Origin of the sequence: Agrobacterium sp. ST15.13.013, from assembly GCF_027956525.1 — a bacterium.
Taxonomy (GTDB): Bacteria; Pseudomonadota; Alphaproteobacteria; order Rhizobiales; family Rhizobiaceae; genus Agrobacterium; species Agrobacterium salinitolerans.
Genome location: NZ_JAQKGP010000017.1, coordinates 1 through 22,356 on the forward strand (window position 1 = coordinate 1; position 22,356 = coordinate 22,356).

Annotated in this window: 20 protein-coding genes; 8 read left to right on the plus strand and 12 right to left on the minus strand. The window is 60.0% G+C overall.

Annotated elements, in window-relative coordinates; all coding sequences use genetic code 11:
• Positions 1–114 precede the first annotated feature (114 nt).
• Positions 115–909 (minus strand): DUF429 domain-containing protein, encoded by a 795-nt coding sequence (locus PL597_RS17175; RefSeq protein WP_271365789.1) that lies wholly within the window; start codon positions 907–909, stop codon positions 115–117.
• A gap of 40 nt (positions 910–949) precedes the next feature.
• Positions 950–1,105, minus strand: a complete 156-nt coding sequence (locus PL597_RS17180; RefSeq protein WP_080790473.1) for a hypothetical protein — start codon at positions 1,103–1,105, stop codon at positions 950–952.
• A 238-nt stretch (positions 1,106–1,343) separates the two neighbouring features.
• On the opposite strand from PL597_RS17180, the gene PL597_RS17185 reads away from it, so the two are divergent.
• From PL597_RS17185 to PL597_RS17195, 3 genes are read left to right on the plus strand one after another with little or no spacing between them, the layout of a single operon-like run.
• On the plus strand, positions 1,344–2,642 hold the full coding sequence (locus PL597_RS17185; RefSeq protein ID WP_191217989.1) for an efflux RND transporter periplasmic adaptor subunit: 1,299 nt from the start codon (positions 1,344–1,346) through the stop codon (positions 2,640–2,642).
• Positions 2,643–2,655: 13 nt separating this feature from the next.
• Positions 2,656–3,375: an ABC transporter ATP-binding protein gene (locus tag PL597_RS17190; protein ID WP_271365791.1), complete on the plus strand. Its 720-nt coding sequence runs from the start codon at positions 2,656–2,658 to the stop codon at positions 3,373–3,375.
• Complete coding sequence (locus tag PL597_RS17195; RefSeq protein WP_173989311.1) at positions 3,365–4,573, plus strand: ABC transporter permease; 1,209 nt, start codon at positions 3,365–3,367, stop codon at positions 4,571–4,573. The genes PL597_RS17190 and PL597_RS17195 overlap by 11 nt, the downstream gene beginning before the upstream one ends.
• 279 nt (positions 4,574–4,852) lie before the next feature.
• Here PL597_RS17195 and sufA read toward each other — a convergent pair whose 3' ends face one another.
• From sufA to PL597_RS17235, 8 genes are all read right to left on the minus strand, one after another.
• Positions 4,853–5,242 carry a Fe-S cluster assembly scaffold SufA gene (gene sufA, locus PL597_RS17200; RefSeq protein ID WP_003515971.1) on the minus strand — a complete coding sequence of 130 codons (390 nt, stop codon included), beginning with the start codon at positions 5,240–5,242 and terminating at the stop codon, positions 4,853–4,855.
• A gap of 105 nt (positions 5,243–5,347) precedes the next feature.
• Entirely contained in the window at positions 5,348–5,731 is a 384-nt protein-coding gene (locus PL597_RS17205) for an SUF system Fe-S cluster assembly protein (RefSeq protein WP_077982880.1), read from the minus strand.
• Positions 5,732–5,768: 37 nt separating this feature from the next.
• On the minus strand, positions 5,769–7,019 hold the full coding sequence (locus PL597_RS17210; RefSeq protein ID WP_077982050.1) for a cysteine desulfurase: 1,251 nt from the start codon (positions 7,017–7,019) through the stop codon (positions 5,769–5,771).
• Positions 7,012–8,283, minus strand: a complete 1,272-nt coding sequence (sufD, locus tag PL597_RS17215; protein WP_269827055.1) for a Fe-S cluster assembly protein SufD — start codon at positions 8,281–8,283, stop codon at positions 7,012–7,014. Before sufD ends, PL597_RS17210 begins: the two co-directional genes overlap by 8 nt.
• Before the next feature lie 23 nt (positions 8,284–8,306).
• Positions 8,307–9,062 carry a Fe-S cluster assembly ATPase SufC gene (gene sufC, locus PL597_RS17220; RefSeq protein ID WP_003522658.1) on the minus strand — a complete coding sequence of 252 codons (756 nt, stop codon included), beginning with the start codon at positions 9,060–9,062 and terminating at the stop codon, positions 8,307–8,309.
• A 114-nt stretch (positions 9,063–9,176) separates the two neighbouring features.
• Positions 9,177–9,518 (minus strand): GIY-YIG nuclease family protein, encoded by a 342-nt coding sequence (locus PL597_RS17225; RefSeq protein WP_077982049.1) that lies wholly within the window; start codon positions 9,516–9,518, stop codon positions 9,177–9,179.
• A 56-nt stretch (positions 9,519–9,574) separates the two neighbouring features.
• On the minus strand, positions 9,575–11,044 hold the full coding sequence (gene sufB / locus PL597_RS17230; RefSeq protein WP_271365793.1) for a Fe-S cluster assembly protein SufB: 1,470 nt from the start codon (positions 11,042–11,044) through the stop codon (positions 9,575–9,577).
• 198 nt (positions 11,045–11,242) lie between these two features.
• Positions 11,243–12,412 carry a cysteine desulfurase family protein gene (locus tag PL597_RS17235; protein WP_271365795.1) on the minus strand — a complete coding sequence of 390 codons (1,170 nt, stop codon included), beginning with the start codon at positions 12,410–12,412 and terminating at the stop codon, positions 11,243–11,245.
• A gap of 211 nt (positions 12,413–12,623) precedes the next feature.
• On the opposite strand from PL597_RS17235, the gene PL597_RS17240 reads away from it, so the two are divergent.
• Positions 12,624–13,301, plus strand: a complete 678-nt coding sequence (locus PL597_RS17240; RefSeq protein WP_003495402.1) for an alpha/beta hydrolase — start codon at positions 12,624–12,626, stop codon at positions 13,299–13,301.
• 241 nt (positions 13,302–13,542) lie between these two features.
• Here the strand turns inward: PL597_RS17240 and PL597_RS17245 are convergent, their stop codons facing one another.
• The gene (locus tag PL597_RS17245) at positions 13,543–14,664 is read right to left on the minus strand and encodes an anhydro-N-acetylmuramic acid kinase (RefSeq protein ID WP_271365797.1); all 1,122 of its coding nucleotides are present in this window, start codon (positions 14,662–14,664) and stop codon (positions 13,543–13,545) included.
• 149 nt (positions 14,665–14,813) lie between these two features.
• Here PL597_RS17245 and tyrS point away from each other — a divergent pair, with 149 nt between their 5' ends.
• Positions 14,814–16,067 (plus strand): tyrosine--tRNA ligase, encoded by a 1,254-nt coding sequence (tyrS, locus tag PL597_RS17250; RefSeq protein ID WP_142914297.1) that lies wholly within the window; start codon positions 14,814–14,816, stop codon positions 16,065–16,067.
• Between the two features lie 43 nt (positions 16,068–16,110).
• On the opposite strand, the gene PL597_RS17255 is transcribed toward tyrS, so the two are convergent.
• Positions 16,111–19,494 (minus strand): YhdP family protein, encoded by a 3,384-nt coding sequence (locus tag PL597_RS17255; RefSeq protein ID WP_271365798.1) that lies wholly within the window; start codon positions 19,492–19,494, stop codon positions 16,111–16,113.
• A gap of 119 nt (positions 19,495–19,613) precedes the next feature.
• Between PL597_RS17255 and bcp the strand changes: the two genes are divergently transcribed.
• The 3 genes from bcp to PL597_RS17270 all read left to right on the plus strand — a co-directional run bounded on the left by bcp (position 19,614) and on the right by PL597_RS17270 (position 22,309).
• Positions 19,614–20,081 carry a thioredoxin-dependent thiol peroxidase gene (bcp, locus tag PL597_RS17260; protein WP_137410594.1) on the plus strand — a complete coding sequence of 156 codons (468 nt, stop codon included), beginning with the start codon at positions 19,614–19,616 and terminating at the stop codon, positions 20,079–20,081.
• Positions 20,082–20,095: 14 nt separating this feature from the next.
• A complete protein-coding gene (locus tag PL597_RS17265; RefSeq protein WP_269825073.1) occupies positions 20,096–20,920 on the plus strand; it encodes a ferritin-like domain-containing protein in 825 nt (274 codons plus the stop codon).
• A 90-nt stretch (positions 20,921–21,010) separates the two neighbouring features.
• Entirely contained in the window at positions 21,011–22,309 is a 1,299-nt protein-coding gene (locus PL597_RS17270) for a M23 family metallopeptidase (protein ID WP_142911449.1), read from the plus strand.
• The last annotated feature ends 47 nt before the right edge of the window (positions 22,310–22,356 follow it).

The following is a 22,356-nucleotide window of genomic DNA, read 5'->3' on the forward strand; positions in this document are numbered from 1 at the left end:
TAACCGAAGTCTCTCTCCACGGCATCAACACCTCCCGCAAAGCGAAAAGTGTTACCCATGTCTCCGGTACAAAACGTCACCTATCTCTCAAGTCGGACATTTGACGATTGCGGCTCAGCCAGCCGAGGGAATCCAGATCGCGGAGCTGTCGTCGCCGTAAGGTATCGCATCGCCCTCCAGCGCGCAGATGCCGATCCAGGCGCACACCACGGCATCCATCATGTCTTCGAAGGCCTTCATCTCCCAGGCGCGAGCATTCGCCTGCGGAACGATCAATGTATCGGCGACGCCCGCGATACGCTCATCGAGATGAGCGACAATGAAACGCCATACGTCGATGAGTTTGGCGCGCCGGACAGGAATGGGATCTGATCGCCAGTAGTTACCAATTTTCGAGTGTTTATAGGGAAGCCGCTTCTCGGATTTCGTTAATTCGACCAGTGCCGGGTGTGGATAGACCTCGAGCAGTCCCCGCCCGGAAATTTCCCTAGTCAACAATGGATAACCCGCGCTTTCAAATGCGAGCTTGAGATCGTCGCTGATCTTGCCCGGCCTCAGTGCATTCGGGGTGTGGGTGCTGCAATAACGCGCGCCGTAAGCCGATGACACACGATTATCCGACACTCTGCGGGCCCTGATCGGGGCATTGGAGAGCGGCATATCAATCGCGATGAGACTGACGTTGCATCCGGCAAGCGATTCCGCAACATTCAGAAGCGCTGTCGCCTGCGCAACCGAACCCCGGGGACGATCAGTGCGGGCGGATGTTTCCAGTAGAAGTGCGAGAAAATGATCATAGGACGAGGCGGCAGCCCGCAGGCGCCAGTGAAGGCCGTCCTTGACGACCAGCGCCACGCCGCTCGGCTCGGTCGCCGTCCATGCGGCGTCAATCCCCAATATGGCGCTCACACCATCGCCCCCCAGCGTACCCGCCGCAAGCAGCCGAGCCCTACCCCTGCCCCATCAGCGTGAAATACCCCCAAGCCGCCACAAAAAACGCGATGACAGCCACAATCGTCAGCGCCCTCTTCGCTTTCGGCCCAAGCGGTTCGCGCGGTTTTTTCGGCGGCACCGGTTTGCGGAACTTCACCACGTTGTCGTTCATTTCATCATCGTCCTGAATGTCGCTGCTGAAACCTCTGCCCTAAAGATGGCATCGGCTTTTCCAATACCTATCTCTAGCAGACCAGAACTATCATAAATATTACCAAGTTTTCACTTCACCCTTAGGGCAAGCTATGTCACTTCCCACAATCAGAGGAATACAACGGCGACAGATGGACAGACAAATCGCGGAGCGGAAACAACCCTCTGTGGCATTTTGAATTTTGCGGGTGACGAGAATGAATGACGCCAACGGCAGTGGCCGCGATACACCAGACACCCAGCCCGATCTGCGGGAGATTCTGGGAACGAACAGAAACGGCCGAAAGAAGAAATCGCGCCGGTTTCTTTATATCGCGGCGGCCATCGTGCTGATTGGCGGCGGTCTTGGTTATTATTACCAGTCGCGCGCGGCGGGTGTTGCCTACAACTACACCACGGAACCTGCGCGTCAGGGCGATCTGTCCGTCATCGTCACCTCCACCGGCTCGGTTCAGCCGACGGATCAGGTCGATATATCGAGTGAATTGTCGGGCACGGTGCGCAAGGTCAATGTCACCTATAATAGCCCGGTAAAGGCAGGAGACGTTCTGGCGGAGCTGGATACCAACAAGCTGGAGGCCGATGTTCAGAGCGCCCGCGCCAAGCTGGCCTCCGCCAAGGCCAATGTGCTGAAGGCGCGCGCCGATCTCGGCTCGGCCAAGACATCCATGGAGCGCCTGCGGTCGCTGGTGCAGAACCGGGTGTCCAGCCAGCAGGATCTGGATGCCGCACAATTCACCCACGATGCCGCCGCTGCCACGCTGGAGGTGAACGAGGCAACCGTGCTTTCGGCGGAAGCCGATCTGCGGCTCGCCGAGGTCAATCTCGGCAAGGCCAAGATCGTCTCGCCCATCGATGGCGTGATCCTCACCCGCAGTGTCGATCCCGGCGCCACCGTCGCCTCCTCGCTCAACGCCCCTGTGCTCTTCACCATCGCCGGCGATCTGCGTCATATGGAATTGCAGGTTTCGGTGGATGAGGCCGATGTCGGCAAGGTGGAGACCGGGCAGAAAGCCACCTTCAATGTCGATGCCTATCCCGACCGCAGCTTCCCGGCCGAGATCGAGACCGTCCGCTTCGCCTCTGAAACCGTTTCCAACGTGGTGACATACAAGGGCATATTGACGGTCGATAATGAAGAACTGCTGCTGCGCCCGGGCATGACGGCGACCGCCAATATCGTCGTCGAAGAGATCAAGGATGCGCTGCTGGTGCCGAATTCAGCGCTGCGTTATACCCCGCCGCGCGAATCCGCCTCCCGTGGCGGTGGGTTGATGGGCCTGTTCCGCCCGCCCCGCATGGGCCGTTCGCAGAACCGCGACGCCGGCCAGGCCGCAACAGGCAAAAGAACCGTCTGGGTGCTGCGCAACAACGCGCCCGTCTCCGTCGCCATTGAAACCGGCTCCACCGATGGCCAGCATACGGTTGTAAAATCGGGTGAGCTGAAAGCCGATGACCAGGTGATTACCGACGCTACGGCCCGCAACGCCGGCTGACGGGGAGAACCGCATGCAACAGCCGCCACTCATCGAATTCCGTGATGTCGTCAAGCAATATGGCCGGGGCGAAGCGACCATCCGCGCGCTCGATGGCGTCAGCCTGTCCATTCGTGAAAAGGAATTCGTCGCCATCATGGGGCCGTCAGGGTCGGGCAAATCCACCTCGATGAACATCATCGGCTGTCTGGATGTGCCCACGGCTGGCGAATATCTGTTTCAGGGCGTGCCGACCAGCGGCTTCGACAATGAACATCTGACACTGCTGCGTCGGCACATGCTGGGTTTCGTGTTTCAGGGCTTCAATCTTCTCTCCCGCACCTCGGCGGTGGAAAATGTCGAGCTGCCGCTGGTTTATCGCGGCATGAAGGCCTCAGAGCGGCGCGCCCGCGCCATGGAGGCGCTGGCGCAGGTGGGTCTTAAGGGTCGCGAGGATCACACCACGCAGGAGCTTTCCGGCGGCCAGCAGCAGCGTGTGGCCATTGCGCGCGCCATCGTCACCCGCCCTGCCCTGCTTCTGGCAGACGAACCGACAGGTAACCTCGACACGAAGACCAGCAACGAGATCATGGAGCTGATCACCGCGCTCAATCGCGACAGGGGTATCACGGTCGTCATGGTCACCCACGAAGAGGACATCGCCGCCCACGCCGGACGCCTGCTGCGCTTCGTTGATGGCCACCTCGCCTCCGACAGCGCGGTCGACAACAAGGAGACCGCCGATGTTCTTTGAAACGTCGCGTCTTGCGCTGCGCGCCATCAGCCGCAACCTGCTGCGCTCCTTCCTCACCGTGCTCGGCGTCGTCATCGGTGTCGCCGCCGTCATCGCCATGGTCACCATCGGCAACGGCACGACGGAACAGGTGAAATCGGAACTGTCGCGGCTCGGCACCAACATGCTGTTCGTCCGCCCTGGCCAGTTCGGCCCCGGCCGCGCCAGCACCGAGGCCAAGCGCTTCGATGACCGCGATGTCGAGGCCATCCGCAATCAGATATCGGGCATCCGCGCCGTTGCCCCGCAGAACCGCAGTTCCGCCGCAACTGTCATTTTCGGCGGCAAGAACCACCAGACGAGCGTCATCGGCACCACCAATGACTATCTGATCGCGCAGGACTGGACCATCGCGCTCGGCCGCGACTTCCAGCCGGCCGAAGATCGAGGCGGCCAGATCGGCTGCATCATCGGCGAAACGGTGCGTCAGGAACTCTTCGGCGCGGAAAACCCTGTCGGGCAGACGATCCGCGTCAGCAACATCTCCTGCCCCGTCATCGGTGTTCTCGCCCGAAAAGGCCAGTCCGGCCTCGGAGACGATCAGGACGACACCATCATCATGCCGCTGAAAATCCATCAGCGGCGCATCGGCGGCACGACCACCATTTCCTCGATCATGGTTTCGGCGCAGGATGGCGTTTCCACGGCCAAGGTTCAGAGCGACCTGCAGAACCTGCTGCGAGAGCGCCGCCGCATCGGCATCGGCCGCGAAGATGATTTCACCGTCAACGACATGACGCAGATCGCGTCTGCCATGACCGGCACGACGACGCTGCTGACCGGGCTTCTCGGCGCAGTCGCCGCCGTCAGCCTGCTGGTCGGCGGCATCGGCATCATGAACATCATGCTGGTGTCGGTAACCGAGCGCACCCGCGAGATCGGCATTCGTCTCGCCATCGGCGCGCTGGAAAAACAGGTGCTGACGCAGTTTCTGGTGGAAGCCGTCATGCTCTCGGCCTTCGGCGGCCTTGTCGGAATTCTCACGGGTCTCGGCCTTGCTTATGGCGTCGTCAGCTTCCTCAACGTGCCCTTCGTTACCAGCCCGTCGATCATCTTCCTCGCCTTCGCTTTTTCGGCGGCCATCGGGGTGATTTTCGGCTATTTCCCGGCGCGGCGGGCAGCGAGTTTGAGCCCGATAGAGGCGCTGCGGCACGAGTGAAAATGTAATCAGCTTCGCACCACGTAGCGGCATATTTCTTCTCCCCGCCGGGGAGAAGGTGGCCCGAAGGGTCGGATGAGGGGGCAACGTTGCCGTATCCCACCACCCTCGCCCCCTCATCCCGCTGCCGCGACCTTCTCCCCGGCGGGGAGAAGAAACAAGCGGCAACCGCTCGCTCTATAAGCACGGTAAAGGTGATAACATATGGAGGGTTTTACAAGGCGTTGAGAGCCAAAGGTCTTTTGGTCGCGCCCGAAAATGACGCGCAGCCGCATCAAATCAAACGCTGGCTTCAGCCTCGCGCTGCTTCGCCAGCGCCGCGAGATCCGCGGGCTTCAGTTCCACCGATTCGCCGCAGCCGCAGGCGGATGTCTGGTTCGGGTTGTTGAAGGTGAAGCCGGAGCGCATCTTGGTCACTTCAAAATCCATCTGGGTGCCGAGCAGATAAAGCACGGCGGAAGGCTGAACCCAGACCTTTGCCCCGTCGAATTCAACCAGATCGTCCTTCGCATCCGCTTCGGTCACGAGGTCGATGGTATATTCCATGCCTGCGCAGCCGCCCTTCTTGATGCCGACTCGCACGCCCTTGGCGTCCGGGCCGGAATTCTCGACGATTGCTTTAACGCGCGAGGCGGCAGCCCCGGTCATGGTCATAATTGCGAAGCCCATGGGCCCATTCTCCTTCGACAATCGAGTTCAAGGCTCGATGCTTATGGAATTCAATTTAAGTTCGCCTGACGATGTCATCAAGGGATGACTTCAGTCAAAATCAAATCAGTACCAACCGACAGCAACCTGCGCTTCTTCCGACATCCGGTCCGGCGTCCACGGCGGGTCAAAGGTCATTTCGACCGTAACGCCGGAAACACCCTCGACGGCGCCGACCGCGTTTTCCACCCAACCGGGCATTTCGCCCGCCACCGGGCAACCGGGTGCCGTCAGCGTCATGACGATCTTGACCATCCGGTCGTCCTCGATGTCGATCTTGTAGATCAGGCCGAGTTCGAAAATATCGGCTGGAATTTCCGGGTCGTAGACGGTTTTCAACGCCGAGATCACGTCGTCGCTGAGACGCGCCAGTTCGTCAGGCGGAATGGAAGACGGCTTTGCCGCTTCTTCGGTCGCATCGGATGTCTTTGCAGTGGCTTCCGCAGTCATGGTCTGATCCTCAATCCTGATCTCATTCATGCCGATATCAGGCGAAAAATTTGCGCGCATATTCCAGCGCCTCAACAAGAGAGTCTACTTCGGCGCGGGTATTGTAAAGGCCGAACGACGCCCGGCATGTGGAGGTGACGCCGAAGCGTTTCAAGAGCGGCATGGCGCAATGGGTGCCCGCACGTACCGCAACGCCGCGCCGGTCGATCACCATCGAGACGTCATGGGCGTGAATGCCCTCAAGCTCAAAAGAGAAGATACCGCCCTTGTCAGGCGCATTGCCGATGATGCGCAGCGAATTGATCTCGCGCAACCGCTCGGCGGCATAAGCGGCAAGATCGGCCTCGTGTGCCGCAATCGCGGCGCGGCCGAGATTGTCCATATAATCGAGCGCATAACCGAGCCCGATCGCCTGCACGATGGGCGGCGTGCCGGCTTCGAAACGATGCGGCGGCTCGTTATAGGTGACATTTTCTTCGGAAACGTCGAGGATCATCTCGCCGCCGCCCTGGAACGGCCGCATCTCGCGCAAGCGGTCGGCCTTGCCATAAAGCACACCGATGCCTGAGGGACCGTAGAGCTTGTGGCCGGTCATCACATACCAGTCGCAATCGATGTCACGAACATCGACCGGCATGTGAACGGCACCCTGCGAACCATCGATCAACACCGGAATGCCGCGCTCATGGGCGATGCGGCAGATTTCCTTGACCGGCACGATGGTGCCGAGCGCATTTGACATATGCGTGATAGCGACGAGCTTGGTGCGCTCCGTCAGGCTTTTTTCGAAAGCCTCGATATGAAACGCGCCATCATCGTCAACAGGCACCCACACGAGCTTGGCGCCTTGCCGCTCGCGAATGAAGTGCCACGGCACGATATTGGAGTGGTGCTCCATGATCGAGATGACGATCTCGTCGCCCTCGCCGATCTTGGGCATGCCGTAGCCATAGGCAACCGTATTGATCGCCTCGGTGGAGGATTTGGTGAAGACGATCTCGTCCACCGAACCGGCATTGAGGAACCGGCGCACCTTTTCGCGCGCCGCCTCATAGGCGTCGGTTGCGGCATTGGAGAGAAAATGCAGGCCGCGATGCACATTGGCGTATTCGTTCGCATAAGCATGCGAAACGGCGTCGATCACCACCTGCGGTTTTTGAGCGGACGCGCCGTTGTCGAGATAGGTGAGCGGCTTGCCATAGACCTCGCGCGACAGGATCGGGAAATCCTTCCGCACGGCTTCGATGTCATAAGGGGCCGCCAATGCGGCGCGTTCGCTCTCAGGCATGATGTTCCAGCCAGCCGGAGATGATCGTCTCCAGCGCCTCTACCAGATTTTCTTCTTCCAGTTCCTCGACGATCTCGGCAACGAAGGCGTTGACGAGCATCGCCCGTGCCTTCGCCCGCGGGACGCCGCGCGCCATCAGGTAATAGAGATGATTGTCGCTGATATCGGCAACCGTCGCGCCATGGCCGCACTGAACGTCATCGGCAAAGATTTCCAGTTCCGGCTTTGCCGAGAACTCGCCATCGTCGGACATCAGCAGCGTATTGCAGGCCATCTTCGCGTCGGTCTTCTGGGCATCGGGCGCCACCCGGATCATGCCCTGGAAAATGCCCTTGGCACGGTCGAACACCACGTTGCGGAATACTTCCGTCGAGGTCGTGTTCGGCACGTTGTGGCCGAGAACCATCGTCACGTCGGTATGGGTTTCGCCGCCTAGGAGGTTGACGCCGCGAACGATGAGGTCAGTGCCCTCGCCTTCCACATCGATGCGCAGTTCCTGGCGCACCAGCTTGCCGCCGGCATTGACAATGAACAGGCGAATCTTGGCGTCCGCGCCGATTTTCATGCGCAGCTGGCCAAGATGGATATCGGCCGCCCCCTGTTGCTGCAGGATGATCCAGGTCACTTCCGCGCCATCCTCGACAACGATATCGCTGACCGAGGACACGAGGGCCGCATCAGAAGTCACCGAAAGGTGACGCTCGATGACGGTTGCCTTGGAACCCTTGCCGAAACGGACCGGGAAGCGGCTGTGAACCTGGCCTGCGCCATGGACCGCCTGCAATTCGATCGGCTTCTCGATATCGGCATCGGCCGGTATATCGAGCACCAGGCCATCGCGCACGAAGCTGCCATTGATGCGGCCAATCGCGTCATCCTTGCTGGCTTCAGCAAGGCCGGCGGCGGCGGAACCATCGAGCAGGCTTTCGGCAAATCGCGACACGCGAACATCTTCAATCTTGCCGATATCGGCCGTGCCATGCTGCAGATAGGCAACCAGCGAGCCGGCAACCGTCGGCGCCAGCTTCTCGATAACAGGCGCCGGCTGGTCTTCCGGAACGGCGCGCAGCAGGCTCTTCAGATCGGTATAGTGCCACGCCTCGATGCGGCGGGTCGGAAGACCGCCGGTTTTGAGATCATCGAACAGCACGTCACGCGCGGCAACAACAGCGCCGTCGCCCGGCAATTCGCTGAACTTGGCGGTGTAGGCGTCGACCAGCGCGGTTTCCGCTGGCGTCAGCCGGTTGGTAGCTTGAATGTTCATGGACATCACCTCCTGGCCTTCGATCAGGCCGCTTCACCGATGATGTCGGCGTAACCGTTGTTTTCCAGCTCCAGCGCCAGCGCCTTGTCACCCGAGCGGATGATCTTGCCCTTGTAGAGAACGTGAACGCTGTCAGGCACGATGTAATCGAGCAGGCGCTGGTAGTGGGTGATGACGACGGTGGCGCGATCCGGCGACTTCAGCGCGTTGACGCCATCAGCCACGATCTTCAGCGCGTCGATGTCGAGACCGCTATCGGTTTCGTCGAGAACGCAGAGTTTCGGCTCAAGCAGCGCCATCTGCAGGATTTCAGCGCGCTTCTTTTCACCGCCGGAGAAACCGACGTTCAGCGGACGCTTCAGCATCTCCATGTCGATCTTCAGGTCGCCGGCGGCTTCCTTGACGCGGCGGATGAAGTCCGGCGTCGTCAGCTCGGACTCGCCACGCGCCTTGCGCTGCTCGTTCATCGCAACCTTCAGGAACTGCATGGTGGCGACGCCGGGAATTTCGACCGGATACTGGAAGGCAAGGAAAATGCCCTTGGCAGCGCGCTCGGCGGCGTCCAGTTCCAGAATGCTTTCGCCGTTATAGAGAATGTCACCGGAGGTGACTTCGTAGTCCTCACGGCCCGACAGGATGTAGGAGAGCGTCGATTTGCCGGAACCGTTCGGCCCCATGATGGCGGCAACTTCACCAGCGGCAACCTTCAGGTTGAGACCCTTGATGATCTCGGTTTCGGTATCGGCGATCTTTGCGTGCAGGTCGATGATTTCAAGCATGTTTTAGTTCCTATCCGTATTGCGGTTTCAAGGACCGCCTCGTAAGCCCTGTTACGGGCCTGCCTCAACTTTTGCATCCGTCATCCTCGGGCTTGTCCCGAGGATCTAATCACGTCAATTATAGTCGCCCCACTTCCGCGTATTTTCATGCGGCCGATAGGCGTTGCCGATTTCGTTTATGCGCTCGTAAAGGTCCAACCAGGTCGGATTTAATTCTTCGATCAACCGAATTTTCCACTCGCGCATGTAACGCTTCAATGATTTCTCCCGCTGGATTGCCAGCACGATATTGGGGTGGGTTTCAAACCAGACGAGGTTCTTTGCCCTGTATTTCTCGGTGTAACCCTTATGCAACGTGGTGCGGTGTTCATAAACCCTTCCCGGCAGGTCGCTGGTGACGCCAGTATAGATCACACCGCGCGGTTTATCGGACATCATGTAAACGACACCGCTCATCTCCGCATCCCGCGACAGCAGATCCTCGGGACAAGCCCGAGGATGACGAGGAAAACTTATCCCACGGACCCTTCCAGCGAAATGCCGATCAGCTTCTGCGCTTCCACGGCAAATTCCATCGGCAGTTCCTGAATGACTTCCTTCACGAAGCCGTTGACGATCAGCGCGATGGCCGCTTCCTCAGGAATGCCGCGCTGCAGGCAATAGAACAGCTGGTCTTCGGAAATCTTCGACGTCGTCGCCTCGTGCTCGAAATGCGCAGACGAGTTCTTCGCCTCGATGTAAGGCACGGTGTGTGCGCCGCACTTGTCGCCGATCAAAAGCGAGTCGCACTGCGTGAAGTTGCGCGTGTTGGTCGCCTTGCGGTGGGCAGAGACCTGACCGCGATAGACGTTTTCCGAAAAACCGGCGGCAATGCCCTTGGCGATAATGCGGCTCGACGTGTTCTTGCCGAGATGGATCATCTTGGTGCCACTGTCGATCTGCTGATGGCCGTTGGAAACCGCAATCGAATAGAATTCGCCACGGCTGTCGTCGCCGCGCAAAATGCAGGACGGGTATTTCCAGGTGATGGCAGAACCGGTTTCAACCTGCGTCCACGAAATCTTCGAACGGTTGCCACGGCAATCGCCGCGCTTGGTCACGAAGTTGTAGATGCCGCCCTTGCCATCCTTGTCGCCCGGATACCAGTTCTGGACGGTGGAATATTTGATTTCGGCATCGTCAAGCGCCACCAGTTCGACAACGGCGGCGTGAAGCTGATTCTCGTCGCGCTGGGGAGCCGTGCAGCCTTCCAGATAGGAGACGTAAGCCCCCTCTTCAGCGATGATCAGCGTGCGCTCGAACTGGCCGGTGTTCTTTTCGTTGATGCGGAAATAGGTGGAAAGCTCCATCGGGCAACGAACGCCCTTCGGCACGAACACGAATGAACCGTCGGTGAAGACAGCCGAGTTCAGCGTGGCGTAGAAATTGTCCGTCGTCGGCACGACCGAGCCGAGATATTTCTTCACCAGCTCCGGATGCTCGCGCACGGCCTCGGAAATCGACATGAAGATCACGCCGGCCTTCGCCAGTTCCGCCTTGAAGGTGGTGACGACGGAGACACTGTCGAACACGGCATCCACGGCAACCTGACGCTTTTCGACGCCAGCGAGGATTTCCTGTTCTTTCAGCGGAATACCGAGCTTTTCATAGACCTTCAGCAGCTCCGGGTCGACTTCATCGAGCGACTTCGGGCCGGGGGTGCTTTTCGGCGCAGCATAATAATAGAGATCGTTGAAGTCGATCTTGGGGTAGCTGACGCGCGCCCAGGTCGGCTCTTCCATCGTCAGCCAGCGCTTGTAAGTCTCAAGACGCCATTCCAGCATCCATTCCGGCTCCTGCTTCTTGGCCGAGATGAAACGGATCACCTCTTCCGAAAGGCCCTTCGGGGCCTTGTCGACTTCGATTTCGGTTTCGAAGCCGTATTTATACTGGTCCACATCGATCTGGCGGACCTGATCGATCGTTTCCTGAACCGCTGCCATGTCGTTCTCCAATCTCGCCGGAGCCAAGGTCCGGTGGCTTGTCAACGTATCAAGGCGGAAAGCCGCCTTATTCATCTTCGGGCAAATCGTTCCGAGCCGTTAAACGGGGCGGAGCTTATACCCATGTAAGTGCGGGATGGCGCTTTTCACACATCCCGGCAAGCGGAAAATTGCTATTCCGCAATTCTTTGCCGCATTTTAAGCGGCCTGACCGGAAAGCCTGCGCCGCCCGGCAATTTTCGTGAACGCCGCAAGCGTTCTGTCTATATCCGCCTCGTCCGTCGCGTGACCGAGGGAAATCCTGAGCGCGCCGAGCTTGGGATCGTGCCCCATCGCCGTCAGCACATGGCTTTCGCCCACCTTGCCGGAAGAGCAGGCCGAACCGGCCGAGAGCGCGATGCCTTCTATGTCGAAGGCGATTTGTCCGGTTTCGGCTTTCAGGCCCGGCAGGGTGAAAAAGGTCGTATTGCCCACACGGGCAACATCCGCACCATGGATGATGACATCGGGCGCATTCACCCGCATGCCGTGCTCCAGCTTCGCCCGCAGCGCGCCAAGACGCGCCGCTTCGTCCGCCAGCTTCTCGGCAGCCACGACGGCCGCTGCACCAAAACCGATGACCGACAGGGTATTTTCCGTACCCGAGCGATGGCCCTTCTCCTGACCGCCGCCATGGATCAGCGGTTTCGGCATCATCACCTCGCCGCGCGAAATGAGAGCGCCGGCACCCTTCGGGCCACCGAGCTTGTGAGACGAGAGAACGAGGAAATCCGCATCGAGAGCATTGATATCGAGCGGAATGCGGCCCGCAGCCTGCACGGCATCGACCACCATCAATCCGCCTGCCGCATGCACAAGCCGCGCGGCTTCCGCCACAGGCTGGAGAATGCCGGTCTCATTATTGACCAGCATGCAGGCGACCATCGGCAGACCAGTGGACTTGTCATGCGACGACAGCAGCACCTCAAGCGCCGCGAGATCGATGACACCCGCTGACGTAACGGGAATTTCCGTAACGTCAGCCTTGCCGAACCGGCCGCCTTCCCGGAAAGCGGGATGCTCGATGGCAGACGCGTAAAGGCGGCCATAACGCACAGGCGCGCGCCCCATTTTGAAATCCGGCGTCAAAACCAGATTGGCCGCTTCTGTCGCACCGCTGGTGAAGGTGACATGCGACGCCTGCGCGCCGGCAAGGGCGGCAACATCGCGACGGGCAGCCTCCACGGCGGCGCGGGCAGCGCGCCCTTCCCGATGCACGGAAGACGGATTGCCGGCAAGATCGAGCGCGGACACAAGGACATCGCGCACGGCAGGCAAAAGCGGCGCCGTGGCGTTCCAGTCCATATATGTGCGCGTTAAACCCGTCATAGCGGAAAAGCTTCGCTCAATCTTATATGCGCCAAAACGCATTTTTCTTGAAATTACAGTTGCGCTTGCCTTATGACACGACCCGAGTGCTTAAGCACACGCAAAGTTTCGAATTATTCTAAACTGCGTTCTAGAAAAGATGACACAGTTCGTCAAGTCTTCTCATCGGAAGAATGCGGTTGGAGAATGAAAAAACACGACCGGAGTACCAATGCCCGAAGTCATTTTTAACGGCCCTGCGGGTCGCCTCGAAGGCCGTTATCAACCATCCAAGGAAAAAAGCGCGCCGATTGCGATCATCCTTCATCCGCACCCGCAGTTTGGCGGCACGATGAACAACCAGATCGTCTATCAGCTCTTCTATCTTTTCCAGAAGCGCGGCTTCACGACGCTCCGGTTCAACTTCCGTTCCATCGGTCGCAGCCAGGGCGAATTCGACCACGGTGCCGGCGAGCTGTCTGACGCCGCCTCGGCGCTCGACTGGGTGCAGAGCCTGCATCCCGATTCCAAGAGTTGCTGGGTTGCCGGTTATTCCTTCGGCGCCTGGATCGGCATGCAGCTTCTGATGCGCCGCCCGGAAATCGAAGGCTTCATGTCGATTGCGCCGCAGCCCAATACCTACGACTTCTCCTTCCTCGCCCCCTGCCCGTCTTCGGGCCTCATCATCAATGGCGACGCCGACAAGGTCGCGCCTGAGAAGGATGTGAACGGCCTGGTCGAAAAACTGAAGACCCAGAAGGGCATCCTCATCACCCACCGCACGCTTCCCGGAGCCAACCACTTCTTCAACGGCAAGGTGGATGAGCTGATGGGCGAATGCGAGGACTATCTTGATCGTCGCCTCAACGGCGAACTTGTGCCGGAGCCGGCGGCCAAGCGTATTCGGTGATTGGCGGCGCATTTCTAGCGCACGTCTTGATTTATCGCTAATGATCGACGGTGGGTGTGGCTCACCCCCCTCTGCCCTGCCGGGCATCTCCCCCTCAAGGGGGGAGATCAGCCAGACGCCTGCTCCTCGCCCAAGCTTATACGTTAAATATGGCCGGAAGGTCGCCACGATTCGATCTCCCCCCTTGAGGGGGAGATGCCCGGCAGGGCAGAGGGGGGTAAGCCACACCCGCCGTCGATCACTACGCCCGCACCAAAACCCCACCCGTCACCGGCTCGCTCACCCCCGTAGTCCCGGGATATGTCAGCGGCAAACCCTTGAGCGAACGCACGGCCAGATAGGCCCAGGCCTCCGCCTCCATCGCCCCGCCATCGAACCCCGCCTCCTCCGCCGCGATCACCCGCGCACCCGACTTTGCTGCAAGCTCGGCAAATTCTCCCATGATCACCGGGTTGAGCCGCCCACCACCGCAAACCACATAGGTTTTCGCCGCCTCCGGCAGATAGCTCGCCGATTTCAGAATGGCAGCACCTGTCAGATGCGCCAGCGTCCGTGCCCCATCCGCCAAGGAGACCTCCCCCTTTTGCGGCGGCACAAAATCACCGCGATCAAGCGAACGACGGATATTGGCCGAAAAAAACGGGCTTTCCATATAACGCGCCACCAACGAGCCAACGACGCTGCCACCCGCCGCCGTCCTGCCGCCCTTGTCGAACGCCTTGCCGGTATGCGCCTCGATCCACTGGTCGATCAGCATATTGCCGGGACCGCTGTCGAAAGCCGCAAGCCGCCCTCCCTCGCCGATATAGGTGAGATTGGATATGCCGCCGATATTGACGAAGACGGCGGGCGTTTCGAAGCCTTCAGGCAGGTTGGCGGAAAGTGCCATATGATAGGCGGGGATCAGCGGCGCACCCTGCCCGCCATGCACCATGTCGTTGGCACGCATGTCATAAACCACATCGATACCGGTTTCCTCAGCCAGAAGCGCGCCGTCGCCGATCTGCACGGTCAGCGCCTCATCCGGCCGGTGCAGCACCGTCTGGCCATGAAAACCGATGACATCGATATCACCGGGCTGGAGCCGGTGACGATGGAGAAAGGATTTCACCGCCGCCGCATGGGCAAGCGTCAGCTTGCGCTCAGCCTCCGCCAGATCGCCGGGGCGTTCGCGCCGCTCGCGAATGGATTTGGCCGTCGTGAGCGCCTTCTGCCAGATGGCACGCAGACCCGGATCATAGGGAAAATAACCGCTCGGCCCATGCCGTACCACGCTCTCGCCATCCGTGCACAAAAGGGCGATATCGATGCCGTCCATCGATGTGCCGCTCATCAGCCCGATTGCCGTTTTGACCTCGCCCACCTGCCGCTCCCCTGCAATCTCGAATCATGCTTACCTTGAATCCCGATATTCATGGCCGAAACGGGTGCACATTTCAAAAAACAATGATAAAGCCGCGACGTTCATTGGTTCTCGATGACGGCAAAGATCAAACCAGAAAGTCAAAGGTTATGTCCAGGTTCAAGTCCGATTTCCTCCGCACGCTCGATGAGCGCGGCTTCATTCACCAGATCTCCGATGAGGCAGGTCTCGACGAACTGTTCGCCAAGGAAACCGTGACCGCCTATATCGGCTATGACCCGACGGCCTCCAGTTTGCATGTCGGCCACCTCACCCAGATCATGATGCTGCACTGGATGCAGAAGACCGGCCACCAGCCGATTTCCCTGATGGGCGGCGGCACCGGCATGGTGGGTGACCCCTCCTTCAAGGAAGAAGCCCGCAAGCTGATGACGATCGACATGATCGAGGACAACATCACCTCGCTCAAGCATGTCTTCGCCAATTACCTCGACTACGACCGCGCCAACAATCCGGCGCTGATGATCAACAATGCCGACTGGCTGCGTGGTCTGAACTATCTCGAATTCCTGCGCGATGTCGGCCGCCATTTCTCGGTCAACCGCATGCTGTCCTTCGACAGCGTGAAGACCCGCCTCGACCGCGAGCAGTCGCTGTCCTTCCTCGAATTCAACTACATGATCCTGCAGGCCTACGACTTTGTGGAGCTGAACCAGCGCACCGGCTGCCGCCTGCAGATGGGCGGCTCTGACCAGTGGGGCAACATTATCAACGGCATCGACCTCGGTCACCGCATGGGGACACCGCAGCTTTACGCGCTGACCTCGCCGCTGCTCACCACCTCTTCGGGTGCCAAGATGGGCAAGTCGGCCTCGGGCGCCGTGTGGCTGAACAAGGACCTGCTGCCGGTCTATGATTTCTGGCAATACTGGCGCAACACGGAAGATGCGGATGTCGTGCGCTTCGCCAAGCTCTTCACCACCCTGCCGATGGACGAAATCGCTCGCATCGCGGCGCTTGGCGGATCGGAGATCAACGAAGCGAAGAAGATCCTCGCAACCGAAGTGACGGCGATCCTGCATGGCCGCGCCGCTGCGGAAGAAGCGGCCGAAACGGCGCGCAAGACCTTCGAGGAAGGCGCGCTCGCCGAAAACCTGCCCTCCATCGAGGTTCCGGCATCCGAACTCGAAGCCGGCGTTGGCGTCCTCTCCCTCATCGTCCGTGCCGGCCTTGCCGGCTCGAATGGCGAAGCTCGCCGCCACGTTCAGGGCGGTGCGGTGAAGATCAACGATCAGGGCATTTCCGACGAGCGTCAGATGGTCGGCACCGGCGAAGTGACCGGCGACGGCGTCATCAAGCTATCGGTTGGCAAGAAAAAGCACGTTCTGGTTCGCCCAGCGTAAGCCAGCACCAAACCCGCATCAAGGGCCGCGAAAGCGGCCCTTTTTATTGGAACTCGAAGATTTGCCGGAAGACGCCCGGTGCAATCAGCGACAGCGGATTGATCGTCAGCTTCGGCTGGTCCGTCTGGCCGGAAAGCTTGAAGGTGATGCCGAGCAGGCCGCGGTCGCGGCCGTTGCCGAGGAAGATGCCGATGAAGGGCAACTCGCCGAACAGCCGGTTCAGCCCATAGGCGGGCATGAAGGTGCCGGTCATCTCCATGCGGCCATTCTGATCCTTCAGCAACCCCTGGAAGGTTGCGCCGATCTGCTCGCCGCGCACGACGCCGTTTTCCACCGCCACCGAACCGTTGACATAAACGAGCCGGGCAAACCCGCGCTGGAACTTTTCCGAGCTCACGTCGATATTGCGGCGCACCGCATTGTTGAGGCTCCTGCCGTCCTCGCCCGTCGGCGTGGCGACGATGTCCTGAAGCTTGGCTTCGTTGACGACGGCAAAATTGCGCAGGTCGAGCGATCCGCTCCAGTCGCTGCCATTGGAGGTCGTCAGCGCAAGGTTGAGAAGGCCGCCGCGAATGCGGCTGTAGATATTGGCGAAACGGGCGAGCGACCCCGCGTCGCTGCTGGTCAGCGTCACGGTTCCCGTCGCCCCGCGATTGACGGTCTGCGCCACGACCGCCTGGCCGTTGCCCGTGACGCCACGGAAATCGATGGAGCGGACCTTGCCGTCCCGCACGCTGACATCGGAACTGACATTGGCAAGAATTTCGTCGTTGAACCCGTAGACCTTGTCGAATTGCGTCTTGATGGCAAGGGATGGCTGCGCATGTGACGTTCCGTCGCCGCCACCGGAAGAGCTGCGAAGCTTCGAGAGGAAAGGCCTGAGATCGGCGGATTTTCCCGAGGCATTGATGATATAGCCGTTCTTCGAAGCGGCGACCGAAACGGCGTAATTATCCGAGGGCGAGAGCTGCACGCGGCTGAGATCGGCCGAAATCAGCCCGTTCTTGCTAAAGGCGATATCGCCGGCGGCGCCGAAGCCGTCGCCATCGAGCGAGAAGTCGCTGATCGTTGTGCGCCCGTCTCCCGTTTCCATGGTGAAGGCGGCGCTGGCGGGAATGCCGATGCCCTTGCTCCAGCCGAGCCCGGGCAGAATGATCGACGCCTTGGTCAGATCGAGCCGGATATCCTGGCGTTTCGGGTCGGCGCCGTCGATTTCAATTGCCGTTGTGCCGCCAAGAACCGTGGAGAGTTCCGGAGCGAGCTTGGCAACCTGCGTTTCGTTCAGGCTAGCCTTCAACGACAGCGTCGGCGCGATATCGCTGTTCTTGCGCACCGGCTCCGTCATCACGATGTCCATCGGCACATCGTCCACCCGACCCTTGCCCTCCAGTTTGAGCTGGTGGTCGTTCAGCGACATGAAACCATCAAGCGCGGTCACCTTGTGGCCGGCGAAGGGCTTGGTCAGCGCCAGGTTCTTCAGGTCGAGATCGGCCGTCCACACCGGCGGGGGCGGGTTCTGGCTGGAGAGCATGCCAACGGTCAGCTTCGCACTGACCTTGACGTCGCCGGTGAAATCCTCTGGCTTGAACTGCGTATCCTTGAGCGCATTGATGGGCTTGAGCGTCGCAAGCTCCGCCACGGCATCGGCCGCACCGGACACGTTCAGTTCAAGATTTCCGAGCAGCGGCTTCTCATACACATCTGAAATGAGAAAGCGGCTGTTCTCCAGCGAAAGCGTCCGGTTGGAGGGGAAATAGGATGTACCCTCCTTGATATCGACGACCATCTTGCCGCCGACGAGGTCGAAATGCGCATCGACATCCCGCAGCGGTGGAATGTCGCCCGTCGTGTTGAGGCGCGTCTCGTCGATGTCGAAGCGGATTTGCATTTCGCTTTCGCCAAGCACCAGCGGGCAGCCGGGGCCGCACATCCGTCCCTGCGGGATGAAGATTGCGATTGACCCATTGGTGACGGTGCCGCCGTAAAGATTGGAGACCACCCAGTCGCGCGGCTTGTGCGCCATCCAGAACGGCCAAAGCTGCTTGACGGCCGTCGCCTCCATCTTCGGAATCTGGCCGCCAAAGCTGATTTCCGGCGACCCCTCGCCAAACCGGATTTTCAGCGACCCCGCCATATCTCCGAGCGGGCCGCTGACGTAAAGCGAGGGAACGTCGAGCTGCTTCGCGGCCGTTGTAAAATGACCGTCCGCTTTCAGGTTGAAAGAAACGGGTGCTTCACCCGAGGCTTCGGAGGAAGCGACGCCGTTGTCTACTCTCAGTGAAAGGCCGAAACCCTCTTCCGTATCGCTGATTTCACCGCTGACGGGAATAATCGTCCGCCCGAGTTCCAACCGCGAATTGTCGATGACCACGCTGTTTTTTGCAAAATCATAACGCGCATGCACGGTTCCAGTTGTGAAGGGCTGCGCCTCGCCGCCAATCATCAACGTTCCATTGCCGAGACCGACCGAAACCTCCAGCCGCGGCTCCTGCGCTGCCATCGCGCGCCGGGCAACAATATTCACGCCGGTCTTGACGTTCAGGCCCTCATGGAGATTTCCTTCCGGATCGAATTTTTCCAGGAACGGGCCGATGTCGAAACCATCGATGCGGGCGTCAAAACCGTCGATCACGCCGCCAGCGCCGGAGGTTCTGAGCGACACGCTGGCGATTTCCCCGTTAAACAGGGTTTCTCCATCAAGCGTATATCCGCCCTGCTGATCCGGTGTCAGCGACAGTTCCCGCACCTCGATGGTGCGCGGCTTGCCCTGTTCGCTGGGCGGCAGGTGAACCGAAACGCTGGAAATATCGATTTCCTCGGTGCCGCTGCTGAGAAACGCCTGGGCAAGCTTGTCGAGTTGCCCGAACGCCATCTGCAATTGTTGCGGCACGGCGTCGAGCTTGATGCTGGCGAGATCGAAACCGTTGCCTTTCGGCAAAAGCGCCGTATCGAGTTCCATCCCGTCGGCCTCGAGGCTCTGCACCGACACATGGCCCGCCAGAAGCGCAAGCGGGTCGAGCGCCATGCCAATCGCCCGCGCCCGGCTCAGATGCTGGCCGGATTCCTTCTCGATGATATCCACGTCCTCGGCCACCAGCGCCAGCCTCAGCCCGGTGGAAAACCGGATCGCCGAGGAGCCGATCCGCGCGCTGTAATGGGGACCGAGTGCCTTTTCCAGCGCCTGCTGCGCCTGGCTCGAAAGCGTCTTATCGATGGAACCGGTCTCGACCGACAGGATGATGCCGCCGATGGACAGGAAAGCCAGCACGAAAAGGGCCGCAAAAATCTTGCAGAAAGCGCGCGCCATGGAGCGCGGCGGCGGGCAATGCACGATGATCGGGTCCTCGGCCTGAGCCGAAGGAAGCTCGTGCAGCGCAACCATATCGCGCTTGCCGAACGTAACCTTTTCACCCCTTATTTCAGCCATACGCCCGTGTTTGCCTCTAAGTAGCTTTTGTTTCGCCGCAACACTGGACGACGCGCGGTTTCGCTATATATCGAATGTGACGACTTTCCCTCAACATCCCGGCGAAAGAAAGGTAGAATATGACAGACTTGACGATTGGCAGCCCCGCCCCCGACTTCACCTTGCCCCGTAACGGTGAAGGGACGGTGACATTGTCGAAACTGCAAGGCAAGGCGGTCATTCTTTATTTCTACCCGAAGGACGATACTTCCGGCTGCACCGCAGAAGCCATCGACTTCAGCGCGCTGGGCGGCGAATTCGAGGCCGCCAACGCCGTCGTTATCGGCATTTCGCCCGACAGCGTCAAAAGCCATGACAAGTTCGCGGCAAAACATTCCCTTTCCGTCATGCTCGCTTCCGACGAGGAGAGGAAGGTTCTGGAGGCCTACGGCGTCTGGAAGGAAAAAAGCATGTATGGGAAAAAATACATGGGTGTCGAACGCACCACCTTCCTTGTGGCTCCGGATGGAAAAATCGCGGAAATCTGGAACAAGGTGAAGGTCGCGGGCCATGCACAGGCCGTTCTCGAGGCTGCAAAAAAGCTCTGAGGGATCACTTCATCGTGACGCCCCCCTTCAAAATCATCTCGCTGCGAGGCGGCGCGACGGATGCGATCGCGAGCGCCGATCTCGACCGAAAAACCGAACTCGCGCAGGAAACGGCAACGCGCTGGTTCGAGCGCCGGCTGTCATTGCGCTCCCCGCTCGATCCGCCCTTGCCCGAGCGACCGGGAAGGCCTGCGAAGCCGGAACTCGTTCCACCGACCGCGGTGGAGCGCCGTTCGCTGCACAGCGTCAAGGGTCGCATCGCCCTCTTGCACGCCATCGCCCATATCGAACTCAATGCCGTCGATCTCGCGCTCGATATCGTCGCCCGTTATGCCGGCGAGCCGGTGCCGCACTCCTTTTTCGACGGCTGGATGCAGGTCGCCTTCGAGGAAGCAAAGCACTTCCGGCTGGTTCGGGACCGGTTACGAAGCCTCGGGGCCGATTATGGTGACTTGCCCGCCCATGACGGGCTGTGGCAGGCTGCGCATTCCACCCGCAACGATCTGACCGCGCGGCTTGCGGTCGTGCCGCTCATCCTGGAGGCGCGTGGGCTTGATGTCACCCCTTCCCTGCAGGCCAAGATGCGCGAGACCGGCGATCTAGAAAGCGCTGCGGTTCTTGACGTGATCTATAATGACGAGAAGGGCCACGTCGCCATCGGCGCGAAATGGTTTCGTTTCCTGTGCGCGCGTGAAAAGAAGGACCCGGCGGCAACCTTCAGGCAACTGGTCCGCGCCAATTTCCGCGGCCCCCTGAAACCGCCTTTCAACGACCTCGCCCGCGCCGAGGCCGGCCTGACGCCATCCTTTTACCGCTCGCTGACATCCGTCAGCCGATAGCTGACACGGCTAAAACCTCTCCGGCAAAACTTCGTTAACCTTAACGAATTATGATTTCCGTTAAGAAATCGGCCAGTCCGGAGAGAGATTGTGACTGATACGGCGGAAAACCGGGTATTCGGCAAAAAGCGTGAGCCCCACGTGCTCATTCTCGCGCGCGGCGAAAGCGTGCGGCACATGACCATTCGGCCGTGGATGGCGGCGCTTGCCGGCTGCGCGATCGGGCTTTTTTCGCTCGGATATCTCGGCGCCACAGGCTATCTCATTTTGCGTGACGACCTGATCGGCGCGACCATGGCGCGCCAGACCCGCATGCAGAACGACTATGAAGACCGCATCGCGGCGCTCAGAGCCCAGGTGGACCGTGTCACCTCCCGGCAATTGCTCGATCAGCAGGTTGTTGAAAAGAAAGTGGAAAAGCTGCTGGAGCAGCAGGCGGCGCTGGCCTCGCGGCACGGTCGCATGAGCGAATTGCTTGAGCGCGCCGAAAATTCCGGCATTGCCGCCTCCCCTATCGCGCCCTCGTCTCTTTCGAACGCCATGGCGCCGGAAAAACGCGCCGACCTCTCCGGCGGCCTCTCGGCCATCGAAAAGCTGATGACCCCACGCAGGCCGCAGGCGGAAAAGCCGGCCACATCCGACAGACACGCCGCCTATGTGCCGGAAGCCGGCGAAACGCCATCCGACCGGGCCGACCGGGTGTTTTCCAAGGTGACGCTGTCGCTGAAGGATATCGAACACCAGCAGATATCGCGCATCGCCAGACTGACCAGCGACGCCGAGGACAAGGCGAATGCGATGCAGGACATCATCCGGCAGGCAGGCCTGAAAATCGAAGAAAACGGCAACGACGACATTGGCGGCCCCTATGCGGATCCCGAGCGCGGCGAAACCGATCCTTTCAATCTGTCGCTTACCAATCTCGACAATGCGCTGAACCGGCTCGACATCGTCAAGGAAACCGCGACCAACCTGCCCTTCGGCAACCCGGCCCCCGGCCGGGCGATCACCAGCCGATTCGGCAACAGGATGGATCCGTTTCTCGGCCGCCCGGCCCTTCATACCGGCATCGATTTTCGTGCAGAAACCGGCGCTGACGTCAAATCCACCGGCGCGGGCAAGGTGACGGTGGCGGAAAATTCCGGCGGCTATGGTAATATGGTCGAGATCGATCACGGCCAGGGCGTCTCGACGCGATTCGGCCATCTTTCCGCAATTCTGGTGAAAGTCGGCGACAGGGTCGAAACCGGCGATATCATCGGCCGCGCCGGCAGCACCGGCCGCTCCACCGGCCCGCATGTACATTATGAGGTACGCCGCAACGATGTGCCCGTTGATCCCATGCGGTTCCTGATCGCGGGAACGGAACTCAAAACCTACCTGAAATAGCAGCCCGATTTTAACGCTTCTTTTGCTATTTTAACGATAAACCGCAC

Bases quoted from the DNA above. Each gene is read 5' to 3' on its own strand.
- PL597_RS17180 (WP_080790473.1), bottom strand. From the start codon at position 1,105: ATGAACGACAACGTGGTGAAGTTCCGCAAACCGGTGCCGCCGAAAAAA.
- PL597_RS17185 (WP_191217989.1), top strand. From the start codon at position 1,344: ATGAATGACGCCAACGGCAGTGGCCGCGATACACCAGACACCCAGCCC.
- PL597_RS17190 (WP_271365791.1), top strand. From the start codon at position 2,656: ATGCAACAGCCGCCACTCATCGAATTCCGTGATGTCGTCAAGCAATAT.
- PL597_RS17195 (WP_173989311.1), top strand. From the start codon at position 3,365: ATGTTCTTTGAAACGTCGCGTCTTGCGCTGCGCGCCATCAGCCGCAAC.
- sufA (WP_003515971.1), bottom strand. From the start codon at position 5,242: ATGGGCTTCGCAATTATGACCATGACCGGGGCTGCCGCCTCGCGCGTT.
- PL597_RS17205 (WP_077982880.1), bottom strand. From the start codon at position 5,731: ATGACTGCGGAAGCCACTGCAAAGACATCCGATGCGACCGAAGAAGCG.
- PL597_RS17210 (WP_077982050.1), bottom strand. From the start codon at position 7,019: ATGCCTGAGAGCGAACGCGCCGCATTGGCGGCCCCTTATGACATCGAA.
- sufD (WP_269827055.1), bottom strand. From the start codon at position 8,283: ATGAACATTCAAGCTACCAACCGGCTGACGCCAGCGGAAACCGCGCTG.
- sufC (WP_003522658.1), bottom strand. From the start codon at position 9,062: ATGCTTGAAATCATCGACCTGCACGCAAAGATCGCCGATACCGAAACC.
- PL597_RS17225 (WP_077982049.1), bottom strand. From the start codon at position 9,518: ATGAGCGGTGTCGTTTACATGATGTCCGATAAACCGCGCGGTGTGATC.
- sufB (WP_271365793.1), bottom strand. From the start codon at position 11,044: ATGGCAGCGGTTCAGGAAACGATCGATCAGGTCCGCCAGATCGATGTG.
- PL597_RS17235 (WP_271365795.1), bottom strand. From the start codon at position 12,412: ATGACGGGTTTAACGCGCACATATATGGACTGGAACGCCACGGCGCCG.
- PL597_RS17240 (WP_003495402.1), top strand. From the start codon at position 12,624: ATGCCCGAAGTCATTTTTAACGGCCCTGCGGGTCGCCTCGAAGGCCGT.
- tyrS (WP_142914297.1), top strand. From the start codon at position 14,814: ATGTCCAGGTTCAAGTCCGATTTCCTCCGCACGCTCGATGAGCGCGGC.
- PL597_RS17255 (WP_271365798.1), bottom strand. From the start codon at position 19,494: ATGGCTGAAATAAGGGGTGAAAAGGTTACGTTCGGCAAGCGCGATATG.
- bcp (WP_137410594.1), top strand. From the start codon at position 19,614: ATGACAGACTTGACGATTGGCAGCCCCGCCCCCGACTTCACCTTGCCC.